Source organism: Mesorhizobium sp. B2-2-4, from assembly GCF_006442375.1.
GTDB lineage: Bacteria > Pseudomonadota > Alphaproteobacteria > Rhizobiales > Rhizobiaceae > Mesorhizobium.
The window spans coordinates 470,820-487,437 of sequence record NZ_VFWB01000006.1; the positions used below are offsets into that span (position 1 = coordinate 470,820).

Consider the following 16,618-nt stretch of genomic DNA (forward strand, 5'->3'; position numbering starts at 1 on the left):
AATGCCCGGCCTTTTTCGTTCCGGGGCTGTGGCCGAGCCTGTCGGCCCCAGGGCTGCGTTGCAGATAAACCGCACCAGCTCCGCCTCGTGTCGTTGTGATGTTTTGGCAACACTTTCTGAACAACCCCTGCGCTAGAAGTCAGGCCGACGAAATTGCCCATTTCCCGCCATAAACCCGGCGCACCTCGATCTTGTCTCGGGACACGCGCCAAAAGGCTCGGCGATGGGAGCAGGCCGCACCGCCCTCTTGCGAGGAAGATGTGGGGCAAGGAAGAGTATGGACGCCAAAGTCATCTCCAAGGCTAAGCTCCCCAGCCGCTATGTGACCGTCGGTCCGGCGCGTGCGCCGCATCGCTCCTATCTCTATGCCATGGGCCTGTCGGCGGCCGAGATCGCACAGCCGCTGGTCGGCGTCGCCTCCTGCTGGAACGAAGCGGCGCCCTGCAACATTTCGCTGATGCGCCAGGCGCAAGTGGTCAAGAAGGGCGTCGCGGCCGCCAACGGCACGCCGCGCGAATTCTGCACCATCACCGTCACCGACGGCATCGCCATGGGCCACCAGGGCATGAAGTCGTCGCTGGTGTCGCGCGAGGTCATCGCCGATTCGGTCGAGCTCACCATGCGCGGGCATTGCTACGACGCGCTGGTCGGGCTCGCCGGCTGCGACAAGTCGCTGCCCGGCATGATGATGGCCATGGTGCGGCTCAACGTGCCGTCGATCTTCATCTATGGCGGCTCGATCCTGCCCGGCAGCTACCGCGGCCGCCAGATCACCGTGCAGGATGTGTTCGAAGCGGTCGGCCAGCACTCGGTCGGCACGATCGGCGATGCCGAACTGCTTGAAATCGAGCAGGCCGCCTGTCCCTCGGCCGGCTCCTGCGGCGCCCAGTTCACCGCCAACACGATGGCGACCGTGGCCGAGGCGATCGGTCTGGCACTGCCCTATTCCTGCGGCGCGCCGGCGCCTTATGAAATGCGCGATCGTTTCAACTTCGCCTCCGGCGAAAAGATCATGGAACTGATCGCCAGGAACATCCGGCCGCGCGACATCGTCACGCTGAAAGCACTGGAGAACGCGGCGACGGTGGTTTCGGCCACCGGCGGCTCGACCAATGCGGCGCTGCATTTGCCGGCCATAGCGCATGAGGCCGGCATCAAGTTCGACCTGTTCGATGTCGCCCGGATTTTCGAGAAGACGCCATACATCGCCGACCTCAAGCCCGGCGGCAAATATGTCGCCAAGGACATGTTCGAGGCCGGCGGCATTCCGCTGTTGATGAAGACGCTGCTCGACCACGGCTACCTGCATGGCGATTGCCTGACGGTCACTGGCCGCACTTTGGCCGAAAATATGGAGCATATTGCCTGGAATGAACACCAGGATGTGGTCCGCCCGGCCGACAGACCTATTACCCAAACCGGCGGTGTCGTGGGCTTGAAGGGAAACCTTGCCCCCGAAGGCGCGATCGTGAAGGTCGCGGGCATGACGGAGTTGAAGTTCTCCGGCCCGGCGCGCTGCTTCGATTCGGAAGAGGAATGTTTCGAAGCGGTGACGCATCGCAACTACCGGGAAGGCGAAGTTCTCGTCATCCGCTACGAAGGGCCGCGCGGCGGACCTGGCATGCGCGAGATGCTGTCGACGACGGCGGCACTCTACGGCCAGGGCATGGGTGGCAAGGTGGCGCTGATCACAGACGGTCGTTTCTCGGGCGCGACGCGCGGCTTCTGCATCGGCCATGTCGGGCCCGAGGCCGCCGTTGGCGGTCCGATTGGCCTCATCCGGGACGGCGATGTGATCTCCATCGATGCCGTGAACGGCACGATCGATGTGGCGTTGTCCGATAGGGAACTGGCTGCGAGGGCAAAGAGTTGGAAGGCGCGCACAACCGACTATCAGTCCGGCGCGATATGGAAATACGCACAGACGGTAGGTTCCGCCCGCGACGGCGCGGTCACCCATCCGGGCGGTGCGAAAGAAACACACTGCTATGCGGACATCTGAGTTGTTGAGGTCGTCTGTCCTTCCGGCACTGGTCGCGTTAGCGATCTTTGGCGCCGTCGGCCAGGCCATGGCCTTCGACGACAAGGTGTTCGACGACAAGACCGGCGTGAAGCCGCAGTCGAGCCCCTGGGCGGTGTTCCAGTTCGGCTTCTCCGCCTACAAGAACGGCCACAAGGAACAGGCCGCGGAGGCCTATAAATACGCCGCCGAGAACGGCCAGATCGGCGCCACCTGGAAGCTTGCCCGCATGTATGCCGAGGGTGATGGCGTGGCGCGCGACGATTACGAGGCGTTCAAGTTCTTTTCGGAGATCGTCGATCAGGACGTCGAGCCCGGCTCACCGGAAGAAAGCTACGTTTCCGACGCGCTGGTGGCGCTGGGCGACTATTTGCGCAAGGGCATTCCCGGCAGCCCGGTGACCGAGAACGAAGTGGCGGCCCAGGAATATTACATGCGCGCCGCCGCCAACTACCGCAACCCGAATGCCCAGTTCGAGATGGGGCAGATGTTCCTGAAGGGCGAGGGCGGCGTGAAGGCCAGCGTCAAGCAGGCCGGGCGCTGGTTCCAGCTCGCCGCCGAAAAAGGCCATGCCGGCGCGCAGGCGACGCTCGGCCATCTGTTGTTCCAGAGCGGCAAGATCGTGCGCGGCCTGGCGATGATGACGGCAGCACTCGAACGTGCGGCGCCCGCCGACCAGCCCTGGATCCGCGGCATGCAGGAGGAGGCCTTTGCCGCCGCCGGCGAAGCCGACCGCCGCACAGCGATCTCGCTCGCTGACGACATCCTGACCAAGGGCAACAGCGCCGATCAGTAAGGATGATCTCCCCACGAGGAGATCGCTAATCAGACATTAATTCTCGGTCGGCTCCGCCGGCACCATGCTGGGAGCCGGCGCCGAGATCGGCGTCATCCGCCGGTGCGGCGCCAGCGTGTCTTGCGGGCAGCTGTCCCCGACTTTCGTCCATGAGGTGTTGTTGAGCACCATCTCGCAGCGGGCGAGGTGGCTCTTGTCGGCGATCGTCAGACAGGCGACCTGGCCGACCGGGTAGGATTTTCCATTGGCAAGACATTCCTCGGCGGCGAAAGCCGCCGCAGGGACGGCGATAGCGAATGCCAGGCCGATCGGACAAAGGACAAGTCGTATGGTCATGGGAACCCCAGCCGCCATGATGATCTCCCATCATGCGCCTGATTGTGGCGATACGAGGTCCAGCGCGGGCCCGGGGTCTCCCTCAGGCCGGCAGCAAATCGAGATCGATGGCCACCGGCACGTGGTCGGACGGTTTTTCCCAGGCGCGCACATGTTTTTCGATCGAGGCCGATGAAAACCGGTTGGCGGCCTCGGGCGACAGCAGCAGGTGGTCGATGCGGATGCCGTTGTTCTTCTGCCAGGCGCCGGCCTGGTAGTCCCAGAAGGTGAAGGTGTCGCCCGCATCGGTGACCGAACGCACTGCTTCGGTGAAGCCGAGATTCTTCAGCCTGCGGAACGCCTGCCGCGTCTGCGGCTGGAACAGCGCATCATTCAGCCAGTTCTCCGGGAACTTCGCGTCGACCGGTTCGGGAATGACATTGTAGTCGCCGGCCAGCACCAGGGCTTCCTCCAGCCTCAGCCGCTCCTCGGCCCAGCGCTCCAGCCGCGCCATCCAGGACAGCTTGTAGGAGAATTTCCTCTCGTCATCGATCGGATTGCCGTTCGGCAGATAGAGCGAGGCGACACGCAGCGCGCCCTTGTCGGTCGAGAACACACCTTCGATGAAGCGCGCGTGCTCGTCGGCGTCGTCGCCGGGCAGACCTCTGATGACCTCGTCGAAGCGCAATTTCGACAGCAGGGCGACGCCGTTGAAACCCTTCTGGCCGTGGGTTTCCACATTGTAGCCAAGCGCCTCGATCTCGGCGCGCGGGAACTGCTCGTCGACCGTCTTGATCTCCTGCAGGCAGACGATGTCGGGGGCGCTTTCGGTCAGCCAATGGGTGAGATTGCCGATGCGGGCGCGAATGCCGTTGATGTTCCAGGTGACGATCTTCATGGCGGCCTCAATGTTCTTCCGGGGCAAGACGTTCGACCAGGCCGATCGTATTGCCTGCGGGATCCTTTAGAAAGGCCATCCACTCGCTTTCCCCCGCCGGACCGAACTGGCCCTCGGTGTCGCGATGAACAAGCGTTGGAGGCGCGGTGAAGGGAACGCCCGCAGCTTTCGCGCCGGCGTGGAAATCCTCGAGACCTGATATGTCGAGATAGACGGTTCCGGCCGGAATGCCGTCGGTGAACAGCAGCCGCACGCTGCCGGCCATGATAAAGGCGATGCCCGGCGGATCGTAACGCACATGCACGCTCATCCCGAGCACGTCGCACCAGAAGGCCAGGGTCGCGTCGAGGTCTCGCCCGGCCGAGAGCGCGACCTGACGAACCGCGCCAATGGCAGGCATTGTTCCTAAATGGAGAAGCTTGTGCCGCAGCCGCAGGAGGCGACCGCATTCGGGTTGCGGATCTGGAACGACTGGCCCATCAGGTCGTCGACGAAATCGATCACCGACCCGCCCATATAGACCAGCGACAGATCATCGATCAGAACCGTGGCGCTGTCCTTCTCGATGGCGACATCGTCGTCGTTGCGCGCGTCGACCAGATCGAACTTGTAGGAAAAGCCGGAGCAGCCGCCGCCTTCGACAGAAACGCGCAACGCCGTCTTGCCGGCCTCGTCCGACACAATCTTGGCGATCCGCCTTGCGGCGGCATCGGTCATCTCGACTTTCATGGCGGTCTTGGCATCCGCGCCCATGGGCGTCACCTTGCTTTCGGTTTCACATGATAGGTATGAAGCGCGAAGGGCCAAGTCAACCGGCCAAGTCAACCGGCCATAGTCTGGCGGCCAAAGTCAGGCGGCCAAAGTCAGGCGGCATCGACCATGACCAACGAGTTGGGCGACATCGGATTTGGCTATAGGCCCCGCGCGGCCTATGCCAGCGATCCGGCGCGCTCGCGCGGGCGCCTGTTCGAAGAGGTCGAAAGCCCGACCCGTACGCCGTTCCAGCGCGACCGCGACCGCATCATCCATTCCACCGCGTTCCGCCGGCTGAAACACAAGACGCAGGTCTTCATCGCCCATGAAGGCGATCATTATCGCACCCGGCTGACCCATTCGATCGAGGTGGCGCAGATCGCACGCGCTCTGGCGCGGGCGCTGCGCGGCGACGAGGATCTGGCTGAAGCGGTGGCGCTGGTGCATGATTTCGGCCACACGCCCTTCGGCCACACCGGCGAGGACGCCCTCAACGAGAAGATGGCTGAGTGGGGCGGCTTCGACCACAACGCGCAATCGCTGCGCATCGTGACAAGGCTGGAAGCGCGCTATGCCGAGTTTGACGGACTGAACCTGACCTGGGAAACGTTGGAAGGCCTGGTCAAGCACAATGGTCCGCTGACCGATGCCAACGGCAAGGGCCTGAAGGGTCCGGTGCCGCAGGCGATCCGCGACTATTCGGAACTGCACGACCTCGAACTCGACCGGTTCGCCGGCATCGAGGCGCAGTGTGCTGCGATCGCCGACGATATCGCCTACAACACGCACGACATCGACGACGGCCTGAGGGCGGGGCTGCTGACGCTGGACATGCTGAAGGCCGTCTCGCTGCCGGGGACCATCCTGGAGGGGGTGCGCGCGCGCTATCCCAATCTCGACGAGGTGCGCACCGGCCACGAGCTGATGCGGCGCCAGATCACCGCCATGGTCGAGGACGTGATCAGGTCGACCACCGCCAACCTGGAACGCACCGGGCCGCGGAGCGCCGATGCGGTGAGGGCGGCGGGCGAGACGATGGTGACCTTTTCCGCCGAAATGGCCGTCGCCGAGAAAGAGCTGAAGGCCTTTCTCTACAAGCACCTCTACCGGCACAAGGAAGTCATGCGCGTGCGCGCCGATGCGGAGCGGATCGTCAGGGACCTGTTCGACGTCTATTTCGCCGACCCGCGCGCTATGCCGGACGGCTGGCGCGAGGGGCTCGACCGGGCCGAGGATCGCATCAAGGCGCGCAGCGTGGCCGACTTCCTGGCGGGGATGACCGACACCTACGCGCTGAAGGAACACCGGCGTTTGTTTGACGATACGCCGGATTTGAGCTAGGGCGGGCTCGATTTTGCCGGCCAACAAGCCGGATTCCCTGCAAAGCCGCCAGAGTCATACCCATGAACATCTTCGCCGACTTCACCGCGCGAATCATAAAAGCCGTCGAGACGCTTGATCTGAAAGACAATGACGGCGTTTCGCCCGACCTGTCGCGCATCGCCGTCGAGCCGCCGCGCGATGCCAGCCATGGCGACCTCGCGACCAATGCGGCGATGGTGCTGGCCAAGCCCACCGGCCAGAGCCCGCGGGCGCTGGCTGAGCGCCTGGCGCTCGCGCTGCGGGACGACAAGGATATCGCGGCCGCCGAGGTTGCTGGCCCGGGCTTCGTCAATTTGCGGCTCAAGGACGGTTTCTGGCAGGCACATCTCACGACGCTTCTGGGCGAGGGCCGCAATTACGGCCGCTCCAGCATCGGCGGCGGCAGGAAGGCCAATGTCGAATATGTATCGGCCAACCCGACGGGGCCAATGCATGTCGGCCATTGCCGTGGCGCCGTCGTTGGCGATGCGCTTGCCAATCTGATGGCCTTTGCCGGTTACGACGTGACCAAGGAATATGTCATCAACGACGCCGGCTCGCAGATCGACGTTCTCGGCCGCTCGGTGATGCTGCGTTATCGCGAGGCGCTTGGCGACGAGGTCGGCGAGATTCCGGCCGGGCTCTATCCAGGCGACTATCTGGTCCCGGTCGGGCAGGCGCTGGCCAAGGAATTCGGCCGGTCCTTGCTGCAGATGCCGGACGAAGAGGCGCTCGCCATCGTCAAGGACCGCACCATCGACGCGATGATGGCGATGATCCGCGAGGATCTGGCGCTGCTCAACGTGCATCATGACGTGTTCTTCTCCGAGCGCACGCTGCACGCCGACAATGCCAGGAAGATCCGCTCGGCGATCAACGACCTGACGCTGAAGGGCCATATCTACAAAGGCAAGCTGCCGCCGCCCAAGGGCGAGAGGCCGGACGACTGGGAAGATCGCGAACAGACCCTGTTCCGTTCGACGGCGGTCGGCGACGACATGGACCGGGCGCTGGTCAAGTCGGATGGTTCGTTCACCTATTTCGCCGCCGACGTCGCCTATCTCAAGGACAAGGTCGATCGCGGCTTCGTCGAGCTGATCTACGTGCTCGGCGCCGACCATGGCGGCTACGTCAAGCGGCTGGAAGCGCTGGCGCGGGCGATCGCCGGCGACGAGGTGAAGCTCACGGTTCTTCTGTGCAACCTGGTAAAGCTGTTTCGCGATGGCGAGCCGGTGCGCATGTCCAAGCGGTCCGGCGATTTCGTGACGCTGCGCGAGGTGGTGGAGGAAGTCGGCCGTGACCCCATCCGCTTCATGATGCTCTATCGCAAGAACGATGCGCCGCTCGATTTCGACTTCGCCAAGGTGACCGAGCAGTCCAAGGACAATCCGGTATTCTATGTGCAGTACGCTTCGGCGCGCTGCCATTCGGTGTTCCGGCAGGCGAGCGAGCAGTTGGGCGAAGCGAATTTCGATCGCAACAGCCTGGCGGCTGCAGTGGCATTGTTGACCGACGAAGGCGAGATCGGCCTGATCAGGAAACTCGCTGAATATCCACGGTTGATCGAGTCGGCGGCACTTGCGCTCGAGCCGCATCGGCTGGCATTCTACCTCTACGATCTGGCCTCAAGCTTCCACGGGCACTGGAACCGCGGCACCGATAATCCGGACTTACGTTTTGTTAAGGTTAACGACCGACAATTGACGCATGCCAGACTAGGGCTGGTGCAGGCTGTTTCGGATGTCTTGACGTCCGGCCTGACGCTGATCGGCGCCGCGGCGCCCACCGAAATGCGTTAGGTTTGACTAAAAAACCTGTCACCTTTTGCCCACATTGCGCTGGTAAGGGCCAACCCTGCGCGACGTCCATGGCGTCCGAATGAGTGCGAGTTCGGGAACAATAATGGCAGACAGAACCCAGCTGAGAATAGCCGACAACAACGACATCGCCAACGATGATCCGTTCGCGGAACTGACCAGGATCATGGGGTTCGACCCGCGCCAGCCGGTCAAGCCACAGGCGCCCGCCCAACCGAAAGCCGCCGCTGATCAGCAGGCGCAGGAGGTCGATTTCGACATCGATCTCGAAAAGGAGTTGATGGGCGACTTCGACTTTGCCGAAGGCAACGCCGCGACGGTCGCCGATGTTGATGAGCCGGCGTTCGACGCCGCCGCTACCGACGGCATGGATGACGAACTCGCCATGGCGTTCGACGACATGCAGCTCGACGATGAGCATGGTGCCGACGACGCAGTTGCCGAGGCCGCGCCAACCGTCGATGCCGCTTTCGATACGGATTTCGACGATGCGGTAGCCAGCTCTCTCGATGGCGTTTCGCCGCTCGATGACGATCTGCCCATGGCGGACGAGCTTGCGGCATCGCTCGATCAGGACTTCCGGCTTGATGACGCGACCGATGCGGCCGAGCCCGCCTTGGCCGCCGAAGTGGCGGAGCCTACCGTCGACCATGAATTCGACGATGGCTTTGCTCTTTCGCTCGAAGACGAACTGATGCTCGATGGTCACGTGGCGCAGCTGCAGCCTGAAGCGGCCGCGGCTCCGGTCGAGCTTCCCCTCGAGACGGCGCTGAACGCGAACCAGGCGGTTTCCGAAGAGGATTTTGGCGATCGCTTTGATGACGCCACGGCTTTCGGCGACACGTTGGCGGATATCGATTTCGATCTGGCTGCCGATCACTCGGTCGCGACCGATGCGCCCGTGGCTGCGGAGACGGATGCGCTTGACGCGCACGACGTGACCGCCGAGACGGCCGATGCGCACGAAATGGATGACGTGTTCGCCAAGGTGACGGATGCGGAAGGCGAGACAGCAGATCTGGCCGCCGATGCGCCGCTGGATGATGCTTTCGAGCAGGATTTCAACGACGCGCTTGCCGAAGCGACGGACGAGCCGGCCGCTGAGCCTGTGGCTGCCCCCGTTCATCCGGCCGCCCCGGCTATGGCCGAACCGGTGCATGCCGCCGCCGACGAGCGTAGCCTTGAAGACGAGTTGAACGCGCTGTTGGGCGCCATGAGCGCACGCTCGGCGCCGGTGGCCGAGGAGGAGGTAGCGGTTCAGCAGCCTGTCGCCGCGACCGCGAAACCCGACGAAGAACCGGCGGCCGGTGACCTCGACTGGAACCTGGACGAACCTGCGGCGGCGCAGCAGCATCAGGCGGTCTCGGCCGCTGACGTCGATCTTGACGATCTCATGCTCGATGAGCTTCAGGACCAGGACCTCGGCGCGCATGCCGCTGCCTCTGAAGGCGATGATTTCGAAGCGGAACTCGCCGCAAGCATCGACCTGGCCGAAGGCATCGACCGGGATGAAGACGTCGCCGCGGATCCCGCCGCGCCGGAAACTTTCCGCGACGATCCCCTCGATTGGCTGACGATGCAGTCCACGCCGCCCGAGCCGGCCCGCTCGTGGAGCCGGGTTACGCCGGTCCCACAGCCGCAACAGGCGAGTTTTACCGCCCAGCCGATGGCTTCGGCGGCCCCCATGGCCGCGGCGCCGTCTGCCGCGGTCCCGACCTATCGTGCGGCCGAGCCTGCCGCTTATGCGGCGCCGGCCGCCGCACAGCGCGAGCAGTCCGCGTTCGATGACGAGATGCCCGATGTCGAGACCGTCGATGTGCCGGAGCGCGTCGTGGCGCTTCAAGATGATCTCGACATTCCGGAATTGCACTTCGAAGAGGATGAGCCGGCCGCGCCCGGCTACGACGATCTCGACGCCGAATTCTCCAATCTGCTGACCGAGATGAATACAGTGGATGTCGCTGCGGCTCCCGCAAACACCAGCGCGTCCTATGCCAACGAATCCTACAATACCGGCTTCAAGCCTGGTTACGATGCCTTTGAACAGGGGTATGAGGCTCCCAAGCCGGGTTATCAGGCGCTCAAGCCGGGCTATGAGGGGCTCAAGCCGGGCTATCAGCCCGAGGCCCGCACCTACGCGGCACGGCCGGCGGAAATGTCTGCCCGCGCGACAGCGCCGGCAGGCTATGCCGACGCCACCAACGGCTTCGACGTCGACGACTTGCCCGGCAGCCAGCCGGTTTCACAGGCCGACGATTTTGCCGTCGACGAGCTCGACTACGATCCCGAGCTGGACGAGGCGATGTCGGTTCCTGGTCTCGCCGAACGCGAGGCCGGCGGGTCGCCGCGCAGGCGCGGCCTGCTCATCGCCGCCATTGTCGGTGCAGTCGTTGTCACCGGAGGCCTCGGCGCCTTCGCGCTGTCTCCGGGCGGCCAGGGCGGCAGTGACGCCCCGGTCCTGGTCAAGGCGGACAATGCACCGATCAAGGTCAAGCCGGAAAACCCGGGCGGCGCCGTGGTGCCGAACCAGGACAACAAGGTCTATGACGCGGTCGCCAAGGGCGCCAAGCCCGCCGAGCCGGTCCAGCAGAAGCTCGTCACCAATGTCGAGGAACCGGTCGATGTGGCGGCGAAAGATCCGGCTCGCGCCGTCGATCTCTCGCCCGACCAGACCGCAGCCGACGCGACCGACGGCGACGGCGGCGATGCTCCAACCGCCGTTGCGGCGCCAGCCGATAACGCCGCGCCCGCAGCCAAGTCCGAGGACCGCATCGCGCAGGTCCTCCAGGATGCCGACAAGGGAACGAATCCCGACGTCGTCGCCGTGGCGCCGCGCAAGGTTAGGACCATGGTGGTCAAATCGGACGGGTCGCTGGTGCCGCGTGAGGATCCGGCGCCCGCCGCACCGAAAGTGGCTGCCGTGGAGCCGGTCGATCCGGCGCCGCAACATGTCGCGCCGTCGGCTCAGGCTGATGCTGACCAGACCGGCACGGTGGCGCCGGACGCCGCGCAGGCGGCCGATGAGCCAGCCCTGAAACCGGTGGCCGAGCCCAAGGCGGAAGCCAAGGCCCAGTCGGCCAACACGCCGGCCAAGGTCCCGGTCGCGCCGCAGCGCCCGTCCGACCAGCCGGTCGACGTGGTCGGCGAGGTCAAGCCCGATCAGGTTGCCTCCATCAGTCCCGCGGCGCCCTCGACCGGCGGCGGTTCGTGGTCGATGCAGATCGCCTCGCAGCCGACGGTCGAAAGCGCGCAGTCGACCTATCAGGATCTGCAGCGTCGCTATGGTGGCGTGCTTTCCGGCCGCACCGCCAACATCGTCAAGGCGGAGATCGCCGGCAAGGGGACTTTCTACCGCGTCCGCGTGCCCGCGCAGTCGCGCAACGATGCCATCAATCTGTGCACCAGCTACAAGGCTGCCGGCGGCAACTGCTTCGTGTCGAGGTAGTCATTCACCTCCCGTGTCGGAGGAGAGCAGTTTGAAAACCGGCGCGGCCTCAACGCCGCGCCGTTTTCTTTTTGCACTTTTCGACGTGATTCCCTTTGGCCGCGGAAGATTCTAGACTCGTCGGCATGACCGAATCAAAATCCATGATCCTCGGCTGTGCCGGGAAATCGCTCACCCGCGAAGAAATCAGTTTCTATCGCAATGAATGCCCGTGGGCCTTCATCCTGTTTGCCCGCAACATCAGCGAGACCGAGCAGATCCGCGATCTGGTCGCCGAGATGCGCGACTGCATCGGACGGCCGGACGCGCTGGTGTTCATCGACCAGGAAGGCGGCAGGGTGCAGCGGCTGCGGCCGCCGCTGGCGCCGAACTATCCAGCCGGCGGCGCGCTCGGTGCGCTGTGGCGCGACGACCATGACGCCGGAGCCCGTGCCGCCTGGCTGATGGCGCGGTTGCACGCTTTCGACCTTCTGCGCTACGGCATCACGGCGGATTGCCTGCCGGTGCTCGACGTGCCGATCGAAGGGGCGAGCGACGTCATCGGCGCGCGCGCCTATGGCAAGGAGCCGCGCCCGGTCATCGAACTCGGTCGCGCCGCGGCGGAAGGCCTGATGTCTGGCGGCGTGCTGCCGGTCATGAAGCATATTCCCGGCCATGGCCGGGCTTTCGCGGACACGCATTTCGAACTGCCTGTCGTCGACGCTTCGATGGGCGAGCTGCAGCGGCACGATTTTGCGCCGTTCAGGGAACTCAACCACCTGCCGATGGCCATGACCGCGCATGTCGTCTACAGCGCGATCGATCCCAAGAACCCGGCGACCACCTCCGGCAAGGTCATCGACGAGATCATTCGCCGCGAGATCGGCTTCGATGGGCTGCTGATGAGCGACGACACCTCGATGAAGGCACTTTCTGGGGATTTCCCGACAAAGGCGGCCTCGATCCTTGCGGCCGGCTGCGATCTGGTCCTTCACTGCAACGGCGTTTTCGAGGAGATGGCGGGCATCGCATCGCGAACCAAAGGGCTTGAGGGCAAGTCGCTTGAGCGCGCAAACCGGGCAATGACCTATATAGAAAAACGCGACGCGGCTGAAGAAACCGAGATACGCGCCGAATTCGCCACCTATTTCGATGCGGTGGCCTGACAGAGGGAAGAACGGGACGTGGCGGAAGCATTGGAAAGCAAGGCCGGGAAGGCCGCACCGATGGACCGCCTGTGGGCCGAAAGCGATGATTCCCGGCTGACCGGCGATCCGTCGCTGGTCGTCGACGTCGCAGGATTCGAAGGCCCGCTCGATCTTCTGCTGCATCTTGCCCGCAACCAGAAGGTCGATCTCGCGCGCATTTCCATCCTGGCGCTGGCCGAGCAGTATTTGGCCTTCGTCGAGACGGCGAGGGCACTGAGACTTGAGCTCGCCGCGGATTATCTGGTGATGGCGGCGTGGCTCGCCTTCCTCAAATCGAAGCTTTTGATCCCGAAGCAGCCGGGCGAGGAAGGCGAAAGCGGCGAGGAACTGGCGGCGGTGCTGCAATTCCGGCTCAAGCGGCTGGAAGCCATGCGCGATGCATCGGCGCGGCTGGTCAACCGGAACCGGCTCGGCCGCGACGTGTTCGCGCGCGGCATGCCGGAAATGGTCATCATCGAGAAGCGCAATGCCTATTCGGCGTCGCTCTACGATCTGCTCACCGCCTATGCCCAGCAGCGGCAGAAGCAGGCAATCACCAATGTCACGATCGCCAGGCGCGGCGTCTGGTCGCTCAAGGACGCCCGCGACATCCTGACAAGGCTGATCGGAAGCTTGCGGGACTGGACGGCGCTCGACAGTTTTCTCGTCCAATATCTGTCCAGCCCTGAAGAGCGGCGCACCGCGATCGCCAGCTCGTTCGCGGCGACACTGGAACTGGTGCGTGAGGGCAAGATGGATGTGCGGCAGGACGAGGTGTTCGCGCCGATCTATCTGCGCGATCACCGCGCACCGGCAATCAAGGCAGTCGAGGTGGCATCATGAGCGAACGCGCCAACGCTTCGGTTGTCCCGTTCAAAGTGGACAACGAACCGGAGGAGGGCGAGGTCGACCAAGCTTCGGTTCAGAATCCGGCCCAGAATCCGGCGCAGAATCCCGCCGAGCGGCTGCATATGGCGGAGGCGGTGCGCATGGCCGAGGCGATCGTTTTCGCCAGTGCCGAGCCGGTCAGCGAAAAGCAGTTGGCCGCGCGCCTTCCCGATGGCATCAACATCGCGCTCGCGATGGCCGAGCTGCAGCAGATCTATGCGCGGCGCGGCGTCAATTTGGTGCGGGTCGGCGATGCCTGGGCGTTTCGCACCGCCGGTGATCTTGCCTTCCTGATGAGCCGTGACACCGTGCAACAGCGCAAGCTGTCGCGCGCGGCGCTCGAAGTTCTGGCGATCATCGCCTATCACCAGCCGGTGACCCGCGCCGAGATCGAGGACATCAGAGGCGTCGAAACCTCGAAAGGCACGCTGGATACGCTCTTGGAAACGGAATGGGTGCGCATGCGCGGCCGGCGCAAAACGCCCGGCCGTCCCGTCACCTATGGCACCACCGAAACCTTCCTCGACCATTTCGCGCTCGAGGAAATCCGCGATCTCCCCGGCATGGAGGAGTTGAAGGGTGCCGGCCTGCTTTCGGGCCGCATGCCTTCGAATTTCTCCATTCCGCAGCCGCCGGCGGACCCGGATGTACTGACCGAGGACGAGGATCCGCTGACCGATATCGATCTCGAGGAACTCGGCCTGCTGACGCCGCGCGTCACGGAAGATTGACCGCAAGCCTCTGTTCCTGGAGGCTTTCCCGGGCTAGATGCGCCGATTGGTAGCGGACCGCATTGCCGAAAATGCGTGACATCCGACACCCTTTCATAAACTCTGTCGCGGTTGTGTTTGAATCCCAACGCGAAAACGCATAGATCATCGCCAGGGAAACCATTCGAGAGAGAGTTGCTATGGGTTCATTTTCGATTTGGCACTGGATGATCGTGCTGGTCATCGTGCTTCTGGTGTTCGGCCGCGGCAAGATACCCGAGCTGATGGGCGACATGGCCAAGGGCATCAAGAGCTTCAAGAAGGGCATGGCGGACGACGACGTTGCCGACGACAAGCGTACCGTCGAACATCGCGCCGACGAAACCGTTTCGGCAGCGAAGGAAAAGGCCAGCAAGAGCTGAGCCAAGGGTTGTTGCTTTGTGCGTGTCGTTGTCCCAGAACCGCTTCGCACTTTTGGGCGGCATGCATTAGTCGGAACGGATAGCCATGTTTGAAGTCGGCTGGACCGAAATGCTGGTGATCGCGATCGTTATGATCGTGGTCGTCGGGCCGAAGGATTTGCCCAACATGCTGCGCACCTTCGGCCGCACGACGGCGAAGCTGCGTGCCATGGCGGCCGATTTCCAGAAGCAGTTCAACGAGGCGCTGAAGGAAGCGGAGCTCGACGACGTCAAAAAATCGGTCGACGAGCTAAGGGGGCTCAGCCCGGTTGCCGAGATCAGGAAACAGCTCAATCCGTTCGAGCAGGCGGCCGCCGATGTACGTTCCGGCGTCGACGCGGCGATGAAGCCGAAGCCGGCCGTCGATACGGCGGCGCCCGCCGGCTCGGTGCCGCAGGCGGCCGAACCGTTGAAGAACGGCGCGACCACCATGCCGGGGCCCACTGAACCCGATACCGCGCCGGCCGCGCCGATCTTCCCAGTCATGACCGATGAATCGGTGGTGGCGTCCTCAGCGCCGACAGAGCTGGCGCCAAAGACACCTGCGGCAGGGAAAGCGGCCAAGCCCGCCAAGGCTTCGGCGAACGGCGCGAAAGCTTCCACGCCTGCGAAAGCGGCGACCGCCAAACCCGCGCCAGCACCCAAAGCGCCGGCGAAGCCCGTGGCGGCGTCAAAGGCTGCCAAACCGGCAGCAGCCAAGGCGGCGACGACCAAGGCCGAGGCGAAACCGGCTCCAGCGAAGAAGCCAGTGGCCAAAAAGACGGCGGGAGCCGCCAAGTGAGCGTTTCGGACAAGGAAAAGGACGAGATCGAGAAATCCTCGGCGCCGCTGATGGAGCATCTCATCGAGTTGCGCCGCCGGCTGATCTGGTCGCTCGGCGGCTTCTTCGCCGCGTTCCTGGTCTGCTTCTTCTTCGCCAAGAAGCTGTTCAACCTACTTGTCGTGCCATTCAAATGGGCGACGCAATGGGCGGGGCTCGACCCGCACAAGGTCGAGCTGATCTACACCGCACCGCAGGAATTTTTCTTCACGCAGGTCAAGCTCGCCATGTTCGGCGGTATGGTGATCGCCTTTCCGCTGATCGCCACGCAAATCTACAAGTTCATCGCGCCCGGCCTCTACAAGAACGAACGCAACGCCTTCCTGCCGTTCCTGATCGCGTCGCCAATCCTGTTCCTGATGGGCGCCTCGCTGGTCTATTTCTTCTTCACGCCGATGGTGATGTGGTTTTTCCTCGCCATGCAGCAGTCGGGCACCAACGACCAGGTGCAGATTTCGCTGCTGCCGAAGGTGTCGGAATATCTCAGCCTGATCATGACGCTGATCTTCTCCTTCGGCCTGGTATTCCAACTGCCGGTGGTGACCAGCCTGATGACGCGCGTCGGCATGCTGTCATCCAAGGCGCTGGCCGAGAAGCGCAAATGGGCGATCGTCATCGCCTTCGTCGTCGCGGCGGTGCTGACGCCGCCCGACCCGATGAGCCAGATCGGCCTCGCCATCCCGACCATCCTGCTCTACGAGGTCGCCATCTGGTCGGCGCGGATGATTGAACGCAGCCAGGAGCGCGAGCGCCTGGCGCGGGAGAAGCAGCAATCCGAGGAAGAGGTGGCGGAAAAGCCGGCAGACGCATCCTCCACATAGGGCAGGCGCGTCGCCCCTGCGGGCTGCCGGCCTCGGAATCGGTGCGCGGCCCGGTGCCGATAGGAATTTTTTCTTGACTTGGTGCCCGCCGCTATGGTACATATTCGGTTATGGTGCTGATTTGCGCCAACGACCCGCCGCCGAGGCGGGTTTTTTATTTCTGGACTGTCGCGCTATCCCTCACCACTCGAAAGCGGGCTCGCGGCCCCTGCCGTCAGCAAGCCCGATCTTGCATCGATCAGAGATGCGGTTTACCCCCTCTGGCCTGAAACGCATCGCGAAACCGACGATGCGTTTCAGGCTATATTCTTGGAGCATATCGTAGCGCAAACCGCCGCGCGCCTTG

The 16,618-nt window shown here is 63.8% G+C and carries 15 protein-coding genes; 11 read left to right on the top strand and 4 right to left on the bottom strand.

The genetic code is table 11. The features are described 5' to 3' along the window. The first annotated feature begins 277 nt into the window (after positions 1 to 277). A complete protein-coding gene (gene ilvD, locus FJ959_RS18410) occupies positions 278 to 2,002 on the top strand; it encodes a dihydroxy-acid dehydratase (RefSeq protein ID WP_140495754.1) in 1,725 nt (574 codons plus the stop codon). Continuing rightward, entirely contained in the window at positions 1,989 to 2,816 is an 828-nt protein-coding gene (locus FJ959_RS18415) for a tetratricopeptide repeat protein (RefSeq protein WP_140517142.1), read from the top strand. The genes ilvD and FJ959_RS18415 overlap by 14 nt, the downstream gene beginning before the upstream one ends. Positions 2,817 to 2,852: 36 nt before the next feature. Here the strand turns inward: FJ959_RS18415 and FJ959_RS18420 are convergent, their stop codons facing one another. From FJ959_RS18420 to erpA, 4 genes are all read right to left on the bottom strand, one after another. Next, a complete protein-coding gene (locus FJ959_RS18420; RefSeq protein WP_140564102.1) occupies positions 2,853 to 3,170 on the bottom strand; it encodes a hypothetical protein in 318 nt (105 codons plus the stop codon). Between the two features lie 64 nt (positions 3,171 to 3,234). Next, positions 3,235 to 4,029 carry an exodeoxyribonuclease III gene (gene xth / locus FJ959_RS18425; protein ID WP_140495757.1) on the bottom strand — a complete coding sequence of 265 codons (795 nt, stop codon included), beginning with the start codon at positions 4,027 to 4,029 and terminating at the stop codon, positions 3,235 to 3,237. 7 nt (positions 4,030 to 4,036) lie between these two features. Continuing rightward, a complete protein-coding gene (locus FJ959_RS18430; protein WP_140495758.1) occupies positions 4,037 to 4,429 on the bottom strand; it encodes a VOC family protein in 393 nt (130 codons plus the stop codon). Between the two features lie 5 nt (positions 4,430 to 4,434). Continuing rightward, positions 4,435 to 4,782, bottom strand: coding sequence for an iron-sulfur cluster insertion protein ErpA (gene erpA, locus FJ959_RS18435; RefSeq protein ID WP_140631317.1), 348 nt, complete (start codon positions 4,780 to 4,782; stop codon positions 4,435 to 4,437). A gap of 126 nt (positions 4,783 to 4,908) precedes the next feature. On the opposite strand from erpA, the gene FJ959_RS18440 reads away from it, so the two are divergent. From FJ959_RS18440 to tatC, 9 genes are all read left to right on the top strand, one after another. Then, entirely contained in the window at positions 4,909 to 6,123 is a 1,215-nt protein-coding gene (locus tag FJ959_RS18440) for a deoxyguanosinetriphosphate triphosphohydrolase (protein WP_140631320.1), read from the top strand. A 62-nt stretch (positions 6,124 to 6,185) separates the two neighbouring features. Continuing rightward, positions 6,186 to 7,943 carry an arginine--tRNA ligase gene (argS, locus tag FJ959_RS18445; RefSeq protein ID WP_140495761.1) on the top strand — a complete coding sequence of 586 codons (1,758 nt, stop codon included), beginning with the start codon at positions 6,186 to 6,188 and terminating at the stop codon, positions 7,941 to 7,943. A gap of 103 nt (positions 7,944 to 8,046) precedes the next feature. Continuing rightward, positions 8,047 to 11,406 (top strand): SPOR domain-containing protein, encoded by a 3,360-nt coding sequence (locus FJ959_RS18450; RefSeq protein WP_140631323.1) that lies wholly within the window; start codon positions 8,047 to 8,049, stop codon positions 11,404 to 11,406. 125 nt (positions 11,407 to 11,531) lie between these two features. After that, positions 11,532 to 12,551, top strand: coding sequence for a beta-N-acetylhexosaminidase (gene nagZ, locus FJ959_RS18455; RefSeq protein ID WP_140631326.1), 1,020 nt, complete (start codon positions 11,532 to 11,534; stop codon positions 12,549 to 12,551). Positions 12,552 to 12,611: 60 nt separating this feature from the next. Then, a complete protein-coding gene (locus tag FJ959_RS18460) occupies positions 12,612 to 13,415 on the top strand; it encodes a ScpA family protein (RefSeq protein WP_140561539.1) in 804 nt (267 codons plus the stop codon). Then, entirely contained in the window at positions 13,412 to 14,191 is a 780-nt protein-coding gene (gene scpB / locus FJ959_RS18465) for an SMC-Scp complex subunit ScpB (RefSeq protein WP_140631329.1), read from the top strand. Before FJ959_RS18460 ends, scpB begins: the two co-directional genes overlap by 4 nt. A 179-nt stretch (positions 14,192 to 14,370) precedes the next feature. Next, positions 14,371 to 14,592 carry a twin-arginine translocase TatA/TatE family subunit gene (locus tag FJ959_RS18470; protein ID WP_015317533.1) on the top strand — a complete coding sequence of 74 codons (222 nt, stop codon included), beginning with the start codon at positions 14,371 to 14,373 and terminating at the stop codon, positions 14,590 to 14,592. An 85-nt stretch (positions 14,593 to 14,677) separates the two neighbouring features. Then, positions 14,678 to 15,412 (top strand): Sec-independent protein translocase protein TatB, encoded by a 735-nt coding sequence (gene tatB / locus FJ959_RS18475; protein WP_140495765.1) that lies wholly within the window; start codon positions 14,678 to 14,680, stop codon positions 15,410 to 15,412. Beyond that, positions 15,409 to 16,272, top strand: coding sequence for a twin-arginine translocase subunit TatC (gene tatC / locus FJ959_RS18480; protein ID WP_140495766.1), 864 nt, complete (start codon positions 15,409 to 15,411; stop codon positions 16,270 to 16,272). Before tatB ends, tatC begins: the two co-directional genes overlap by 4 nt. Positions 16,273 to 16,618 lie beyond the last annotated feature (346 nt).

Excerpts from the sequence above, each read along its gene's own strand:
- ilvD (WP_140495754.1), top strand. The coding sequence starts at position 278 with ATGGACGCCAAAGTCATCTCCAAGGCTAAGCTCCCCAGCCGCTATGTG.
- FJ959_RS18415 (WP_140517142.1), top strand. The coding sequence starts at position 1,989 with ATGCGGACATCTGAGTTGTTGAGGTCGTCTGTCCTTCCGGCACTGGTC.
- FJ959_RS18420 (WP_140564102.1), bottom strand. The coding sequence starts at position 3,170 with ATGGCGGCTGGGGTTCCCATGACCATACGACTTGTCCTTTGTCCGATC.
- xth (WP_140495757.1), bottom strand. The coding sequence starts at position 4,029 with ATGAAGATCGTCACCTGGAACATCAACGGCATTCGCGCCCGCATCGGC.
- FJ959_RS18430 (WP_140495758.1), bottom strand. The coding sequence starts at position 4,429 with ATGCCTGCCATTGGCGCGGTTCGTCAGGTCGCGCTCTCGGCCGGGCGA.
- erpA (WP_140631317.1), bottom strand. The coding sequence starts at position 4,782 with ATGGGCGCGGATGCCAAGACCGCCATGAAAGTCGAGATGACCGATGCC.
- FJ959_RS18440 (WP_140631320.1), top strand. The coding sequence starts at position 4,909 with ATGACCAACGAGTTGGGCGACATCGGATTTGGCTATAGGCCCCGCGCG.
- argS (WP_140495761.1), top strand. The coding sequence starts at position 6,186 with ATGAACATCTTCGCCGACTTCACCGCGCGAATCATAAAAGCCGTCGAG.
- FJ959_RS18450 (WP_140631323.1), top strand. The coding sequence starts at position 8,047 with ATGGCAGACAGAACCCAGCTGAGAATAGCCGACAACAACGACATCGCC.
- nagZ (WP_140631326.1), top strand. The coding sequence starts at position 11,532 with ATGACCGAATCAAAATCCATGATCCTCGGCTGTGCCGGGAAATCGCTC.
- FJ959_RS18460 (WP_140561539.1), top strand. The coding sequence starts at position 12,612 with ATGGACCGCCTGTGGGCCGAAAGCGATGATTCCCGGCTGACCGGCGAT.
- scpB (WP_140631329.1), top strand. The coding sequence starts at position 13,412 with ATGAGCGAACGCGCCAACGCTTCGGTTGTCCCGTTCAAAGTGGACAAC.
- FJ959_RS18470 (WP_015317533.1), top strand. The coding sequence starts at position 14,371 with ATGGGTTCATTTTCGATTTGGCACTGGATGATCGTGCTGGTCATCGTG.
- tatB (WP_140495765.1), top strand. The coding sequence starts at position 14,678 with ATGTTTGAAGTCGGCTGGACCGAAATGCTGGTGATCGCGATCGTTATG.